Annotated in this window: 15 protein-coding genes; 3 read left to right on the forward strand and 12 right to left on the reverse strand. The window is 73.4% G+C overall.

The annotated features are described in order from the left end of the window. Positions 1-21 precede the first annotated feature (21 nt). Both C3489_RS13100 and C3489_RS13105 read right to left on the reverse strand, forming a co-directional pair. The gene (locus C3489_RS13100; protein ID WP_103781944.1) at positions 22-1,941 is read right to left on the reverse strand and encodes a hypothetical protein; all 1,920 of its coding nucleotides are present in this window, start codon (positions 1,939-1,941) and stop codon (positions 22-24) included. A gap of 50 nt (positions 1,942-1,991) precedes the next feature. Next, on the reverse strand, positions 1,992-2,492 hold the full coding sequence (locus C3489_RS13105) for a tetratricopeptide repeat protein (protein WP_103781963.1): 501 nt from the start codon (positions 2,490-2,492) through the stop codon (positions 1,992-1,994). A gap of 111 nt (positions 2,493-2,603) precedes the next feature. Here C3489_RS13105 and C3489_RS13110 point away from each other — a divergent pair, with 111 nt between their 5' ends. Beyond that, positions 2,604-3,017, forward strand: a complete 414-nt coding sequence (locus tag C3489_RS13110; protein WP_103781945.1) for a hypothetical protein — start codon at positions 2,604-2,606, stop codon at positions 3,015-3,017. 75 nt (positions 3,018-3,092) lie between these two features. Here C3489_RS13110 and C3489_RS13115 read toward each other — a convergent pair whose 3' ends face one another. The 6 genes from C3489_RS13115 to C3489_RS13140 all read right to left on the reverse strand — a co-directional run bounded on the left by C3489_RS13115 (position 3,093) and on the right by C3489_RS13140 (position 9,419). Then, on the reverse strand, positions 3,093-4,631 hold the full coding sequence (locus C3489_RS13115) for a DUF1996 domain-containing protein (protein ID WP_103781946.1): 1,539 nt from the start codon (positions 4,629-4,631) through the stop codon (positions 3,093-3,095). A gap of 132 nt (positions 4,632-4,763) precedes the next feature. Continuing rightward, the gene (locus C3489_RS13120; protein ID WP_103781947.1) at positions 4,764-5,774 is read right to left on the reverse strand and encodes an NAD-dependent epimerase/dehydratase family protein; all 1,011 of its coding nucleotides are present in this window, start codon (positions 5,772-5,774) and stop codon (positions 4,764-4,766) included. A 61-nt stretch (positions 5,775-5,835) separates the two neighbouring features. Then, entirely contained in the window at positions 5,836-6,432 is a 597-nt protein-coding gene (locus tag C3489_RS13125) for a winged helix-turn-helix domain-containing protein (protein WP_103781948.1), read from the reverse strand. 254 nt (positions 6,433-6,686) lie between these two features. Beyond that, positions 6,687-7,604, reverse strand: coding sequence for a DUF6891 domain-containing protein (locus C3489_RS13130; RefSeq protein ID WP_103781949.1), 918 nt, complete (start codon positions 7,602-7,604; stop codon positions 6,687-6,689). A gap of 83 nt (positions 7,605-7,687) precedes the next feature. Continuing rightward, positions 7,688-8,719, reverse strand: coding sequence for a glutamine synthetase (gene glnII / locus C3489_RS13135; RefSeq protein WP_103781950.1), 1,032 nt, complete (start codon positions 8,717-8,719; stop codon positions 7,688-7,690). A 253-nt stretch (positions 8,720-8,972) separates the two neighbouring features. Further along, complete coding sequence (locus C3489_RS13140; protein WP_103781951.1) at positions 8,973-9,419, reverse strand: MarR family transcriptional regulator; 447 nt, start codon at positions 9,417-9,419, stop codon at positions 8,973-8,975. A gap of 130 nt (positions 9,420-9,549) precedes the next feature. Between C3489_RS13140 and C3489_RS13145 the strand changes: the two genes are divergently transcribed. After that, positions 9,550-10,359, forward strand: coding sequence for an alpha/beta fold hydrolase (locus tag C3489_RS13145; RefSeq protein WP_103781964.1), 810 nt, complete (start codon positions 9,550-9,552; stop codon positions 10,357-10,359). 23 nt (positions 10,360-10,382) lie between these two features. Here C3489_RS13145 and C3489_RS13150 read toward each other — a convergent pair whose 3' ends face one another. Together C3489_RS13150 and C3489_RS13155 are read right to left on the reverse strand one after the other, a co-directional pair. After that, a complete protein-coding gene (locus tag C3489_RS13150) occupies positions 10,383-11,078 on the reverse strand; it encodes a hypothetical protein (RefSeq protein ID WP_103781952.1) in 696 nt (231 codons plus the stop codon). 118 nt (positions 11,079-11,196) lie between these two features. Continuing rightward, the gene (locus C3489_RS13155) at positions 11,197-11,556 is read right to left on the reverse strand and encodes an arsenate reductase family protein (protein WP_181139653.1); all 360 of its coding nucleotides are present in this window, start codon (positions 11,554-11,556) and stop codon (positions 11,197-11,199) included. Between the two features lie 292 nt (positions 11,557-11,848). On the opposite strand from C3489_RS13155, the gene C3489_RS13160 reads away from it, so the two are divergent. Next, entirely contained in the window at positions 11,849-12,175 is a 327-nt protein-coding gene (locus C3489_RS13160) for a hypothetical protein (RefSeq protein WP_103781954.1), read from the forward strand. Positions 12,176-12,272: 97 nt separating this feature from the next. Here the strand turns inward: C3489_RS13160 and C3489_RS13165 are convergent, their stop codons facing one another. After that, a complete protein-coding gene (locus C3489_RS13165) occupies positions 12,273-13,460 on the reverse strand; it encodes a winged helix DNA-binding domain-containing protein (RefSeq protein ID WP_103781965.1) in 1,188 nt (395 codons plus the stop codon). Positions 13,461-13,555: 95 nt separating this feature from the next. After that, positions 13,556-14,469 (reverse strand): phosphotransferase family protein (locus C3489_RS13170; protein WP_146075315.1); only part of this gene is annotated, 914 nt, incomplete at its 5' end.

Raw genomic sequence — 14,469 nt, forward strand, 5'->3', positions numbered from 1 at the left:
GCTGTCAGCAAGCCCCGGGGCTCAGTGCAGGCCGCCGATCGTCCGGCCGTCGTCCAGGGTGCCCTTGAGCTGAGCCCGCAGCCCCTGCCTGGCCCGCACCGCGAGCACCTGGCCGTCCGCGTCGGCCGTCAGACCGCCCGTGGCACGGATCGACGCGGTGTCCTTGCCGCCCGCGGCCAGCAGGTACCAGGTCCCGCCCTGCGACTTCCACAGCACCCCGGCCAGCACCTGCGGATCGCGCGGACCGCACGCCGGCACGTCCTCCGCCTTCGCCGCGACCGCCCCGTAGGTGCCGCCCGGCGTGTGGAACTGCGCCAGCACCCGCGCCCCGCCGCCCCGCCAGGTCTCCGCCCGGGTGCACACCCAGTCCGCGGTGCCGCCCGTGCCCGGCAGCTGCTGCTCGGCGTACTCCCAGGCGTTCACCGACCGCACGCCCTGCGAGCGCACCGCGCCCAGCGAGCAGGCGTACGGCGCCCATGCGTGCAGCGCCTGAGCCCCGGACACCTCGCGCTCCTTGCCGGGATGCCCCACGGTCAGCCGGGCCGGGACCAGCTCACCGAGGTCGGTCAGGACGTGCGTGCCGGTGTCGTCGGTGACCTGCAGGGCGTTCCACGACGTACAGGGGCCGGCCTTCGTCGCCGGGCTGGCCATCGGGGAGGTGACGCTGTCGGTCACGGTCAGGTCCATCGCGCCGGCGGCCGGCTTCATCAGGTCCCGCTCGGCGACCTGGGTCACCCACGGGGCGGTGAGATAGCGGACGTTGCCGTCGGCCCGGCCCAGCACCACCGCGTCCGCCTCGGTGCCGCTCGCGCCGTCCGCGCGGGCGAAGTCCAGCGCCGCGCCCTGGGTGCCGTCCTTCGGCTCGGCGTACCGGGTGATGCGCAGACCGTCGTAGAGGATCACCACGCGCGCGTTGTCGACGGTCCCCGCGTACAGCAGCTGCGGCGGGCCGGCCGGGCCGCCGGAGGGGGTGCCGAGCGTCGCCGAGACCCGGACCGTCTCGCCGGGACGCGCCCACACGGCGAGCGCGCGGCGCAGCAGAGCCGTGTCCCCGGTGAGGTCGCCGCGCGCCGGCCAGACCGAGAAGTCGGTGCGGGACGCCGTCTTCCAGGCGCTCGGCGCGACCTTCAGCAGCCGGCCCGGGTCCAGGGCCGCCTCGGCCGCCGGGTTCTGCGCGTACACCGGGGCGGCCGCGCCGTCCGGCCCCCAGCCGCCGCCCGGCAGCGCGACCAGCGCACCGCACACCGCGATGGCCGCGGCGGCGGCGAGCGCGGCCTTGGTGTGCTGGCGCCGGCGCATCAGATCGGTCGGCCGGGCCTGCAGCGAGCACGGGTCGAACTCGGGGGACGCCAGCAGTCCGTACTGCGCGGGCACGTCGTCGGCCTCCCGCAGCGCCGCGTCCACGTCGGCGACCCCGGCCGCCGTCAGGATGCGGTGCACCTCCCCGTCGGGCAGCTGCTCCAGTCCGCGCAGCGCGTAGACGGCGCGCGCCGGGCCCGACAGGGCCGACAGCCGCTGGTCCAGGGCGAGTTCGTCGGCGCCGCCCGAGCGCGGGAACAGCCGCAGGCCCCACACCTGCGGCAGCAGCGGCGGCAGCTGGGCCCGCCTGAGCCGGCCGCGGCGCCCGAGCGGCAGCCCCGCCTCCAGCGCGGCGCGCAGCACCTGCTGGCGGACGAAGGTGTAGCCCGGGTCGCCGTCCCGGCCCGCCGACTGGGCCGGGATCACCGGGGTGGCCGACTTGCCGCGCGGCAGCGCGCGCTGGGTGAGGGCGTGGGCGGTCAGGACGCGCCGGCTGCGGCCGAGGCTCGGCGGGAGCACCAGATAGGCCAGCCGGACCAGTCGCGGGTAGTGCTCGACGAGCGCGGCCTCGGCCTGCTCGACGTCGACGACCGGGCCGGCGGGGGACGATGAGGGGCGCGGGGCGACATCCTGTGACTGCACGTTCAGCAGAACGAGCGAATCGGTGGATGGTCACCCGCCGCCCGGGTGCCTCAGTCCCCGGACTCGACCAGCGCGCGGGCGTAGTTGGCCATCGACCGCTGGTAGCGCGGCAGATGCGGCGCGAGCGCGCCCAGCACCAGCGACAGCCCCTCGCGGTCACGGCCCAGGCTGGACAGGCACAGCGCGAGCGTGGCCCGCACCGCGTCGTCCAACTCGTCCGAAGGGGCGTCCAGTTCGGGCGTCAGCAGCTTGACGCCCTCCTCCGGCTGCCCGAGGTTGCGCAGGGAACTGGACAGCTGGATCTTCGCCCGCCGCCCCAGGTATCCGTCCAGGCCGCGCGCCAGCGCCTCCCGGTACAGCGGTACGGCCTTGTCGGAGTGGCCGGTCGAGTCGAAGGCGCAGGCCCGCTCGAAGGGGCCGCGCGGGCTGTCACCGGGCAGCTCGGCGACGAGCGCGTCGATCGCGGCGCGCAACTCGGCCGCCCCGTCCTCGGGGTGGTCCTCGAAGGCGGCCCAGACGGCGGCCACGCGGTTCTCCCAGTCCTGGTTCACCGGCACACTGTCGCACGGAGTGGCGGCGGACGGCACCGGATTTGAGCGCCGGGCGCCCGGCAGCCGTATCCACCGGCGTTCCCGCACCCCGTCCGGACCCGGAGGAGACACATGAGGGTGACCCGACCGATGCTCGCCGTGAGCGGTGCCCTGGCCGCGCTGGCGCTCGCGGGCTGCGGCACCGGCGGCGGCCAGGACGACGCCGTACCGCCCACCGCGACCGGCAGCCTGGAGCAGCTGGCCGCCGAGGCCAAGTGCCGCCCGGACATGCAGACCGACGCCGACGAGATCCGCCAGGCCATCTGCACGACCGGCGACGGGAAGTTCGTGCTGGCCACCTTCGCCACCGACCGCGGCCAGCGGGAGTGGATCAACGAGGCCAAGGACTACGGCGGTCACTATCTCGTCGGCCGCAAGTGGGTCGCCGTCGGCGACGACGGCGTGGTCAGCGCGCTGCGCTCCACGCTGGGCGGAACCGTCGAACAGGGCAAGCAGCACGGGGGAGCGCACTCCGGTCACCACTGACCGGACGCGCGGCATACGAAAGCCGGCGGTGGGGGAGGGGCACCGCCGGCTTTCGCATGTGGGGGGTTCAGCAGGTCACTGGCACTTCTGGCCCCGGTTGAGGCAGCTGGCGATCTTGCTGTTCAGGCCGGCCGACATCACGTTGATGAAGTCGTCGTGGTCCGTGATCGCCTTGTGCAGCTGCTCCGGGAAGCCGTCGACCGCGTAGGCGTTCTTCACCTGCCCGTTCTCGATCACCGGCGCCGGCACGTCGTACACCAGGCGCATGGTCAGCTGCGGGATCGCCTTGAAGCCGTTCTGGCAGCGGCCGTTCGCGTCGGCGAAGGCGACATGGGTGCGGTGGTTGGCGCTGTCGATGTTCTGGCCGTCCCAGCAGGACTGGAAGGCGAAGGTGCGCACCACGCTGCTGCCGTCGGGGCAGATCGGGTACTTGTCGGTCAGCTGCACCTTGTTCTCGAAGCCGGTGCAGCTCCAGTGCGCGTTGGCGTTGCCGGGGCCGTTGGTGAAGGCCTTGGCGTCACCGGTGATGATCCGCAGGAACTGCGGCATCGCGACGACCTTGCTGGTCGGGTTGCCGACGAACTTGATCTGCGCCTGCCGGGCCACCAGGATCTTGCCGACGTTGCCCTCCTTGCCGCCGCCGTCGTTGTTCTGGTCGAAGTCCTGGGTGCCGTCCTGCACCCGCACCACCGGCCAGTAGTACGACGACTTGTCCTGCTGGTTCTGGCAGGTCGTCTCGGCCCCGGCGAAGGTGTCGTTGTTGGCGAAGGCGTCGTTCGACTGGTTGCCGACGTAGTCGTGCAGGTGGTGGGCGCCGTTCTTGACGCCCGGGGCCACGATGACGTTGTCGGTGTTGTGGTTGCCGTTGGCGTTCACACCGCAGCGGGTGACGAAGACGCCGGTGGAGGCGTTGCGGCCGTTGCGCGGCTTGGCGGGGACGTTCGGCTGGACCGTGGTGATGTCGACGAAGTCGGCGGCGGAGGGGCCGTTGCCGGCCTGGCCCTGGTTGTTCTGGCCGCCCTGCTGCTGACCGCCGTTGTCCTGGCCGCCCTGCTGCTGGCCGTCTCCGTTCTGCCCGTTCTGCTGCTGGCCGTCTCCGTTCTGGCCGTCGCCGTTCTGGCCGTCGGTGGTCTGCGGCTGGTCGGCGGGGCTGGCGGTGCAGCCGGCGAGGTCGTCCAGGCGGTCGGGGGCGTTGCCGCCGACCCGGTTGATCTCCAGCTGGATGCGGTCGATGATCGCCTGCCGCCGGTCCTTGAGCGGCTGCAGGATCGAGTTCTGCACGAAGCTCGCGTCCTGGGCCTGCGCGTCCCGCGTGGTCGCCAGCCGCTGGTAGGCGTCGGTGATCTGGCGGTCCAGGTTCGCCAGTTCACCGTCCACCTCGGTGCGCGCCTGGCCCGGCACGTCCGTGAGCTGCTGGCCGACGTCCGGACAGGAGATCGTCGCCACCTGGGCGGAGGCGGACTTCGTGCGGCTCTGCCAGGAGTCGTGCGACTCGTGGGCCGACGCGTAGAAGTTCGCCCACAGCAGCCCGCCCCCGCCGAGCGCTAGGGCCGCCGAAGCGGCCACGGCCTTGGTGGCCATCGACGAACGGCGTTTTCGTGTGTTGCGTCCCATGGAACTCCTCTGACTTCCTTGCGGGGCTTGCGGGGCGGCAGCGAGGCGCCCGAAGGGTGAAAACGGCGCCCTCTGATACGCGAGTGGCCGCGGATGTGTTCAAAGCCCCGGGGAAATCAGCGGAGTTACCGGTCAGGCCGGGTGCGTGGTGCCGAGCACCTTCGCCTCGACCTCCGGGTCCAGCCCCTTGGCCGTGCGGTCCGGGCGCATGGGAGCCACACCGCCGAGATCGCGCAGCCAGCGCCAGGTGTCGGCGACGGTCTCCCCGACCGGCCGGCAGCGCAGGCCCGTGGCGAGGGCCCGGGAGACGTCCGCTGCGTGCAGCGCGTCGTGCAGGTCGCCGTCCGGCGGCACCCACACCGGCAGCTGGGTCCACGGCTCGATGCCCGCGTCGAGGATCGTGCCGGGGTCGGTCCAGCGCAGCTCGGCCGGTCCCGAGGTGGCCCGCACACAGGACTCCAGCAAGGTGGCCATGGTGGCGTGGCCTTGGGGGCTGATCAGGTTGTACGGTCCGCTCAGCTCCTGCTCCACGGCCCCGAGCGTCCACTCGGCGAGGTCGCGGACGTCGATGTACTGCAGGGGCAGCTCGCGGGGGCCGGGGGCGAGCACCGGGCCGCCGCGGGCGATCCGGTTCAGCCACCACGGCAGCCGGCCGACGTTCTCGTACGGTCCGAGGATGAGACCGCAGCGCACCAGCAGCGAGCGGTCCGCGCCGAACTCCGCGGCGGCGGCCAGCTCACCGCCCCGCTTGTCGCGGGCGTAGTCGGTCTGCCCGGCGTCGGCGGACGCGCCGTCGACGAGCGTCGCGTCCTCCCCGTATCCGGCGGGCCGTGGATAGGCGTACACCGAGCAGCTGGAGACGTACACGTACCGCGGGACGCGGTCCCGCAGCAGCCGCGCCGCGTCCCGCACCGCCCGGGGCGCCGCCGACCAGGTGTCGACGACGGCGTCCCAGGTGCCGTCCGCCTCCGCCAGGGCGGCGAGGCCGTCGGGGGAGGTGCGGTCGCCGTGCAGGGACCGCGCCCCGGCCGGGGCCGTATGCCGGCCCCGGTGGAAGACGGTCACCTCCCAGCCCCGGCCGAGGGCCGCCTCGACCACGGCCCGCCCCACGAACTCCGTACCGCCCAGCACCAGAAGTCTCATACCGCCGACTGTGCCGGACGCGGAGGCGGGGCGGAACCGCGCTCTGCCGGAGGCAGAACGGTCAGCGGCCGGTGGGCGGCGCGTACTTGTAGCCGACGCGGCGCACCGTCTGGATCGCCTTGCGGTGCTCGGCGCCCAGCTTGCGGCGCAGGCGGGCGACGTGGACGTCGACGGTACGGCCGTCGCCCACGTGGCCGTAGCCCCACACCGTGGTGACCAGCTGGTCGCGGGTGTGCACCCGGTGCGGATTGGCCACCAGATGCGCGAGCAGCTCGAACTCCAGGTAGGTCAGGTCGAGTTCACGCCCCTCGACCCAGGCGGTGCGCCGCACGGTGTCGATCCGCACCAGCGGCTCGTCCGCGTCGGGACCGGCCTGCTGCTCCGGCTGCTCGGGCTGGTCCGGGACGGCCACCGGCAGGAACGGCGGCTGCTGGTCGGCCGGGACGAGCACCAGGTAGCCGACCATCGGCGGCCGGCCGGGCAGCGTGGGCAGGGCGTGCTGCGGGGCCGGCAGCCAGGTGGCGCCCGGCGGCAGGAAGTCCGCGACGTCGACGACCTCGTCCCGGTCGACGGCTCGCAGCCGGTGGCGGGCGGCCGGGACCGGGGCGGGGGAGGGGGCGGGCAGGGTGGCGGTGCTGAGGGAACGAGTGGTCGCCATGAGAGGTCAGCTCTTTCGCGCGAGAGGTCCGTCGAGGGAAGACGTTCGATGCGCGCGGGCCGAAGGCCGGGAACCAGGGCGTTCGAAGCCGTGGACGGTTTTAGAGGGCCGGCGCGTTCACCGCGCGGCAACACACCCGGTCGAAGTCGTGGTGCTGACGGGAAGGCCAGAACGGCTCCAGGTCATCGCGACCTGTCGCTGCGTACGTTCTCAAGCCTGCCATGCTCCCATTGAAGCAGACACCCCGGCGTCTTTCACCCCACCAGGCGTCTGCGCCATAGCAGCGGCGTGACCTCGACGGCCCGGCCCGGGTCGCCGTCCCAGTCGGTGGACAGCCCGGCCGCCTGAAGCGCCGTGACGACCTCCCGGCCGATCGCCGCCGTGGTCTCCTCCGAACCGTCGAACCCGCCGTAGTACAGGGACAGTCCGTGCCCCTCGGCGGCGGCGCGGGTGCCCTGGTGGTGGAAGAACACGAACCCCCGGGTCTTCTCCGGCTCCCGCACCTCGCCCCCGATCTCCGCCATGCCGCAGCTGTGGCAGCAGGTGAAGTCCTCCCGGGCGACGATGCCGTCCCGCTCCAGCGCGGCGAACGCCTCCGTCAGGCGGTCCGGGTCGGTGGGCCCGCTCCAGCCCTCCTGCTCGGCGACCCGCTCCAGCCACAGCCGCTCGACGATCTGCTGTGCCTGAGCCGTGGAGACGGCGTCCTCCATCAGGTAGACGGTCTCCTGGACGAGGCGCTGGATGCCCAGATACCCGTCGGCGAGCATCTCCCGGACATGCTCCTCCGCCCGCGCGGCGACCTCCGGGTCGAGCGGCGGGACCTCCTCGCGCGGTCCCACCTCGATCGGCACCCACTCCACGCCCGCGTCCCAGCCGGGCTCCCGCCGGGCCCAGCCGGTCAGCAGACGGGCCACCCGCTCGGGGTCGGTGAGGTCCGCACCGAAGAACGCGTCCCACCCGCGCCGGTGTTCGAGCCGCCAGCCACCGCCCGTCTCGTGCCACACCTGCGCGAACTCCAGTGGCAGGTCCGGTATCCGCTGCACCACGATCCAGCGGTCACCGGGCTCGCCGACGCGGTGCACCAGGTCGCGCAGCCCGTCCGCGGACGGCCGCAGAAGTGTGTCGCCGTACTCCGTCTCGGCCTTGACGGCCAGGTCCCCGTCGATCTCCATGTCCTCACGATGACATGCCCCACTGACAACGCGAGGGGCGCCCACCGCGACGGTGGACGCCCCTGAGGCGCATACGGGGTGGATCAGACCTGGCCGGCCTTCTCCAGCGCCGCGCAGCAGGTGTCGACGAGCAGGCGCGTCACCACGTACGGGTCGACGTTGGCGTTGGGACGGCGGTCCTCGATGTAGCCCTTGCCGTCCTTCTCGACCTGCCACGGGATGCGGACCGAGGCGCCGCGGTCGGAGACGCCGTAGGAGTACTTGTCCCACGGGGCGGTCTCGTGCAGGCCGGTCAGGCGGTCGTCGATGCCGGCGCCGTAGTTCTTGACGTGGTCGAGCGGCTTGGAGCCCTCACCGAGCGCCTCGCAGGCGGTGATGATCGCGTCGTAGCCCTCGCGCATCGCCTTGGTGGAGAAGTTGGTGTGCGCGCCGGCGCCGTTCCAGTCGCCCTTGACCGGCTTGGGGTCCAGGGTGGCGGAGATGTCGAAGTCCTCGGCGGTGCGGTACAGCAGCCAGCGGGCCACCCACAGCTGGTCGGAGACCTCCAGCGGGGCGAGCGGGCCGACCTGGAACTCCCACTGGCCGGGCATGACCTCGGCGTTGATGCCGGAGATGCCCAGGCCCGCCTTCAGGCAGTTGTCCAGGTGCGCCTCGACGACGTCACGGCCGAAGATCTCGTCGGCGCCGACACCGCAGTAGTAGCCGCCCTGCGGGGCCGGGAAGCCGCCCTTGGGGAAGCCGAGCGGGTAGCCGTCCTTGAAGAAGGTGTACTCCTGCTCGATGCCGAAGATCGGCTCCTGCGCCGCGAACCGCTCCGCGACCTCGGCCAGCGCGGCACGGGTGTTGGACTCGTGCGGCGTCATGTCGATGTTCAGGACCTCGCACAGCACGAGGATGTCGTCGCCGCCGCGGATCGGGTCCGGGCAGGTGAAGACCGGCTTGAGCACACGGTCCGAGGAGTGGCCCTTGGCCTGGTTGGTGGAGGAGCCGTCGAAGCCCCAGATCGGCAGCGCGTCCAGGCCGGCCGGGGAGCCCGGGATGATCTTCGTCTTGGAACGGAGCTTGGCCGTCGGCTCGGTGCCGTCGATCCAGATGTACTCAGCCTTGAAGGTCATCGGGGCCACATCCTTCGGGGTGGGTCAGGCGCACTGCGGGTGCTGCGGCGCTGCGGCACTGGGGCGCCGCGGTTGATGTCGGCAGCCTGTCAACAGGCGATTTCCCGTCGATTGCTCGAATGTGAACCCCGTGTTACCTGGGGGTGGTGTGGCGCGTCTCACGTGGTGAGGGCGGGGCCCGGCGCGGAGAGCGGCCGCCGTGGCGGGGCGGAGCCGTCCGTGCCGTGTCTCGTATGCGATGCGGTTGGGCCGGTTAGCCGGTGCCGGCCGCCGCGTCCCGCACGCCCGTGAGGAAGCCGCGGATCGCCGCCCGCTCGCCCTCGTCGTAGCCGCGCAGCAGCTCCACGGTCCGGGCGATGAGCGGTCCGAAGAAGGCCTGGCCCAGCTCCACGGCCCGCTCGTCCACCTCGACGACCACGCGGCGCCGGTCGTCGCGCCCCCGGGTGCGGCGCACATGCCCGCCCCGCTCCAGCCGGTCGAGCAGGGCCGTGGTCCCGGCCGAGTTGAGCCCGAGAGCGCTGCCCAGGCGTCCGGCCGTCATCTCCTCGCCCGCCCGCGCGGCGTCCAGCAGCGCGATCAGCGCGCGCACGTCGGTGGTGTGCATGCCGTGCAGCTGGGCGAAGCGGGCGCTGTGCAGCCCCAGCTCGACGGCCACCGCGCGCAGCAGATGGACGATCTCCATCTCGGGTCCCTGGGACATCTCGGCCGGCCTCCGCTATCGTCTCGCTCGGCAAGAATCTCGCTGAGCGAGATAATAGCGAAGGGGGAAAGACACGGTGACGAGCGCACGGTTCGACTCCGAGGGATTCCGGGCGGCGTACGACACGGTCATGGCGAAGTGGCCGGCCGACCGGGAGACGGCCCTGGTGCCCACCCCGTACGGCACGGCCTACGTCAACGTCTGCGGCCCGCGCGACGCGCCCCCGCTGCTGCTCCTGCCCGGCGGCGGGGGCGCGACCTCGGCCTCCTGGTACGCCCAGACCGCCGAGCTGGCCCGGACCCGGCGCGTGTACGCCGTCGACCTGCCCGGCGCCCCCGGCCGCAGCGAGGTGCCCTCCGGCCGCCGCCCCCGCACGGCCGCCGACCTCTGCGACTGGCTCCAGGCGCTGCTGGACGGCCTCGGTGCGCCCGCTTCGGTCGACCTCGGCGCCCACTCCTACGGCGCCTGGATCGCCGTCCACTTCGCCCTGCGCGCGCCCCACCGGGTGCGCCGCCTGTTCCTCCTGGACCCGACCCAGTGCTTCGCCGGGTACAAGGCGGCGTACCTGCTGCACGCGCTGCCGATGCTGCTGCGTCCCGCGCCCCGCCGCACCCGGGCCTTCCTGGCGTGGGAGACCCGGGGGGCCGCCCTGGACCCGGACTGGCTGAGGTTGCAGGAGGCGGCCACCGGCTTCCCCTCCGTCAAGCCGGTGACCAGCCCCCGCCCGGCGCCCGAGGCGCTGCGGGGCCTGGACATGCCGGTCCTGCTGCTCGTGGCCGCGAACAGCGGGACCCATGACCCGGCCGAGGTGGCGGCCCGGGCGGCGGCGCTGCTGCCGCGGGCGGACGTGGAGGTCGTACCGGATGTCTCCCACCACGCGCTGCCGCATGCCGCGCCCCCGCACCTGGGCCGCCGCCTCAGCGGGTTCCTGAGCGACTGAAGCGACGGGTCGGTTCTACGGCCTCACCCCACCTTCTCGATCACGGCCCGGCGGATCAGGAACTTGCCGGGCTCACGCACCTGTTCGAAGGCCGCGTTGTTCAGCAGGACGCAGCTGCCGGAGACCGAGGTCACCTCGACCGTCGTGGACTTGTTGTTGTCCAGGTTGGTGACCTTCAGCTTCGTCCCCGCCGGGAACTGGTTGCTGGACGCGGCCGGGGCACCGCCCTCGCCGGAGAGCGTCACGGTCGAGCCCTTGCACACCTGCTGACCCGAGGCCGCGGCACCGCCGGCGTCGTTTCCCGCGCCGGCGGCCTGCGAGGGCGACGCCGACTGCTGTCCCGCCTGCTGCCCGTCCTGGCCCTGCTGCCCGGCCTGCTGTCCGTTCTGCCCGGCTTGGGAGTCCTGAGCCGACTCCCCGACCGTGCACCCGGACGCCGCCTGCTTGCGCTTGATCTCCTCGATGACCGCCTGGCGGTTGGCGATCCGCGCCTCCGACTGGGCGTCGGGGTTGGCCCGTTGGCCGTCGATGAACTTCTGGTTGTTGCCGAGGGCGGTGGCGAGCCCCTGACAGACGCCCGAGTCGGCGGACAGGGCCCGCGGCGGCGGGGAGGCGTTCGAGGTGCTCGCCATGGCGAAGGCACCGCCGCCGGCCACCGCCGCGGCACTGACCAGCAGTGCGAGCTTCTTCTTCGTGCTGAGCGTTCTCCTGCGCGACATGCGCGCCTCCTGAAGAGGTAGGGGAGCGTACGCCGCTATGTACGAGATACCGAACGGAGTTACTCAGCAGTCACGGAGTCCGGTGAAGTGGCCTGCGTCACACTGGACTTGGGCCGCCTCACCGGGACAGCGCGTCCCGTACGGCGTCCTCCGTGCGGCCCACCACGGCCGTGCCGTCGTCCGCCGTGATAATGGGGCGCTGGATCAGCTTCGGGTACTCGGACAGGGCCTTGATCCAGCGGTCCCGGGCGGAGTCGTCCTTCGGCCAGTCCTTCAGGCCGAGCTCCTTGGCCTCCGCCTCCCCGGTGCGGGTGATGTCCCACGGCTCCAGGTTCAGCCGCTCCAGTACGGCCCTGATCTCGTCCTCGCTCGGCACGTCCTCCAGGTAGCGGCGGACGGTGTACTCGGCGCCCTCGGCGTCGAGCAGGCTGATGGCGCTGCGGCACTTGGAGCAGGCCGGGTTGATCCAGATTTCCATGGCGCCCACGCTACCCGGCGCAGCCGGTAGCGCCACGGGGGAGCGGGCCATGGCGGACGCCGTGCTGAGTGCGCTGGGGCGCTGACCCCGGGCAGGTTCTGTTCGAATTTCCGCCGTCTCACACGCCTCTGTCGACCCGGGGGTGACGCGGCGGCAATTCCCTTGCTCACCTGGGGCTTTCTGGGCTCGCACGGACCCGGCGATTGTCAGTGGCGGGCAGTAGAATTGACGCAGTGTTCGAGGGAATCGCCGGAACCCCCGGGGACGCCCTGACCGCGACAGGAGGATGCCTGTGCCCGCTGCCGCACTCCACCCGAAGCCCGCCCGCAAGCCGTTGCCGACCCAGTCCACCGCGCAGCACCCCGTGCTGTTCGACTCGCCCTACGCGCCCATGACGAAGCGTCCGCTGCCGCCCGGCCGTCCGCGCGAGTGGTACATCACGCACAACCGGCGCCTGAAGGCGATGCGCCTGGCCATCGCCCTGCTGGACTCCGGTGTCCATGTGCCGGGCCAGGCCCGCGACGGGACGATACGCGGCATGGCGGAGACGATCGGCGTCCACCCGCCGTCCGACACGACGTGCCACATGGTGCGCGCGCTCATGCGCTACTGCCGGTGAGACCGACCGCGCCGGTGCGCCGGTGACGCAGACCGATCCGGTGCGCCAGTGACCGACGCCGGGTGCCGCCCCCGAGGGCGGTGCCCGGCGTCGTCGGCTACGCGGCCAACTCCCGCTCCAGGGGCGTGCGGAATCTCGGCGTCACCCGGGTCGTGCCGACCCAGCCCCGCAGCCGCTGCGCCTCCGCCGCGATCGCCGCCTCCGCCTCGCGGCCCACGCCGTCCTTCTCCAGCAGCCGCCACACGATCTCCCCGTCCGGCCGCTGGGCCCAGCCGCCCACCACCCGGCCGTCCCACCACACCGTCGGCCCGACATTGCCGCTGCGGTCGAACAGCGCCGGGCGCAGACCGGGCGAGAGATACCAGTCCCGCTGCTGCCACCCCATCGCCGTCGGGTCCAGCGCCGGCAGCAGGGCCGCCCACGGCTCCACCGGGCCCTCGCCGAACGGCTCCTCGTCGCCGTCGACGACGTACCCGCCGCCCTCGTCCAGGGCCACCTCCCGCGCCCCGATCGCGGCGAGCGCCCGCCGCACCTCCGTCACCCGCCAGCCCGTCCACCACTTCAGGTCGGCCTCCGTGGCCGGGCCGCACGCCGCCAGCCAGCGGCGCAGCAGCTCCGCCTGCGCCCCGGCGACGTCGAGCTCGGGATGCTCGGGGGCCGGGGCCCAGCGGAACTGGCTCGACGTCCAGGAGCCGAGCGGCCGGCCCCGGACCACCTTGCCCTCCACACCCAGCACCCGCAGCAGGCGGGAGGAGACCGTGTGGACCCCCTCGTAGCTCTTGCCGGGCGCGTAGACGAACTGCTCTCTCAGCCGCGGCTCGTCCTCGGCGAGCTCGGTCGCCGTGGCCTGGCCCCGCCGGGCCAGCGCGGCCAGCGTCGACTCCTCGACCTCCTTCAGCCACGCCGCGTCCGGGGCGCCCGCCGCCGCCATGGCCTTCAGCAGCGAGGCCCGCTCCCGGGCGGCCACCGCCAGACCGGTCGAGGCGTGCACGACGGCCGTCAGCGCCGTCGGGAACACGAACACGGTGTGCCGCATCCCGTGCATCCGCACCAGCGACCGTTCCTCGTACAGCGCCCGGTCCGTCTCCGCCACCGTGACCGCCGGATCCGCCAGCCGGGCGCCCACCGCGAGATACACCGTCGCCGGGTCCGTGCCGTGCAGTGCGACCAGCGCGTCGGCCACCTCCTGCGGCCCACCGGCGCGCGCCGCCCCCGCCAGCCGGTGCCGCACCGCGAGCCGCGCCCGCCGCTCCGCCACGCCGATGTGCCGTGCCTGCCCGCCCATGTCGCCTCCGTCCGTCCCCACCGGGTGCTCCTGATCCATCTTCCAGGACCCCACTGACAACGGCTCCCGAACGGCACCGCGCACGGACGGCGCCGTCAGCCGTAGCGCTCCAACAGCCCCTCGGCATACGCCTCCAGCCGCCCGCCCAGCACCTCGGGCGTCAGGTCCGCGCGGCCCAGCTCACGCCACGGGCCGGCGAGCTTCGCCGCGTCCGGCGCGTAGGCCAGGGCGTCCAGCAGCCGCCAGTACAGGTGGTCGGCGCCGTCGGCCAGCCGGCGCCCGCCGTGGGCCTCGTACCGCTGCCGGAAGCCGAGCCCGTGCTCCGGGCCGTGCAGCAGCGCCAGCGCGGTGGAGCAGTGCGCCACGTCCAGGTCGGCCGGACCCCACGACGTCTCCACCCAGTCCACCACCCCGCTGATCCGCAGGTCCGCGCCCGAGCCGCTGAACAGCACGTTCCCGGGATGGAAGTCCCGGTGCAGAAAGCAGCCCTCGTAGGCCGGCGGCTCCCGGCGCAGCACGTCCACCGCCCGCTCCCACAGCGCGCCCGGCGCGGTGCGCACCCGATCGGCCGACGTCCACGGCTCCCAGCGGCGGGGCCGCTCGGCCGGCACCACCCGGTGGATGCGCACCAGCTGCGCGGCCAGCAGGTCCAGGCGCCGGTCGAGCTCCTCCTCGTCGCCGGCGTCGATGCGGACCCGGCCCGGCAGCAGCGTCATCAGCAGCGACGGGTGGTCGCAGTGCTCGGCGCCCGCGTCCACGGCGACCGGTTCGGGAACGGGGATGCCGTCCTCGCCGGCGAGCAGCGCGAGCACGGACGCCTCCCGGGTCAGCAGTCCCCGGGCGTGGCGGCGGTAGAAGGGCTTGACGAAGCTGCGCAGCACCAGGGCGCCGCCGTCGTCGAGGGTCAGCCGGCGCATCTGGGAACTCCAGCCGCCGCGCAGCAGGCGCGCGCCGGTGACCATGCGCTCCTGGGGCAGCTGCTTGGCGACCCAGGCCCGGGTCGCCGTCC

It is taken from the genome of Streptomyces sp. Ru71 (assembly GCF_002920535.1).
GTDB lineage: Bacteria > Actinomycetota > Actinomycetes > Streptomycetales > Streptomycetaceae > Streptomyces.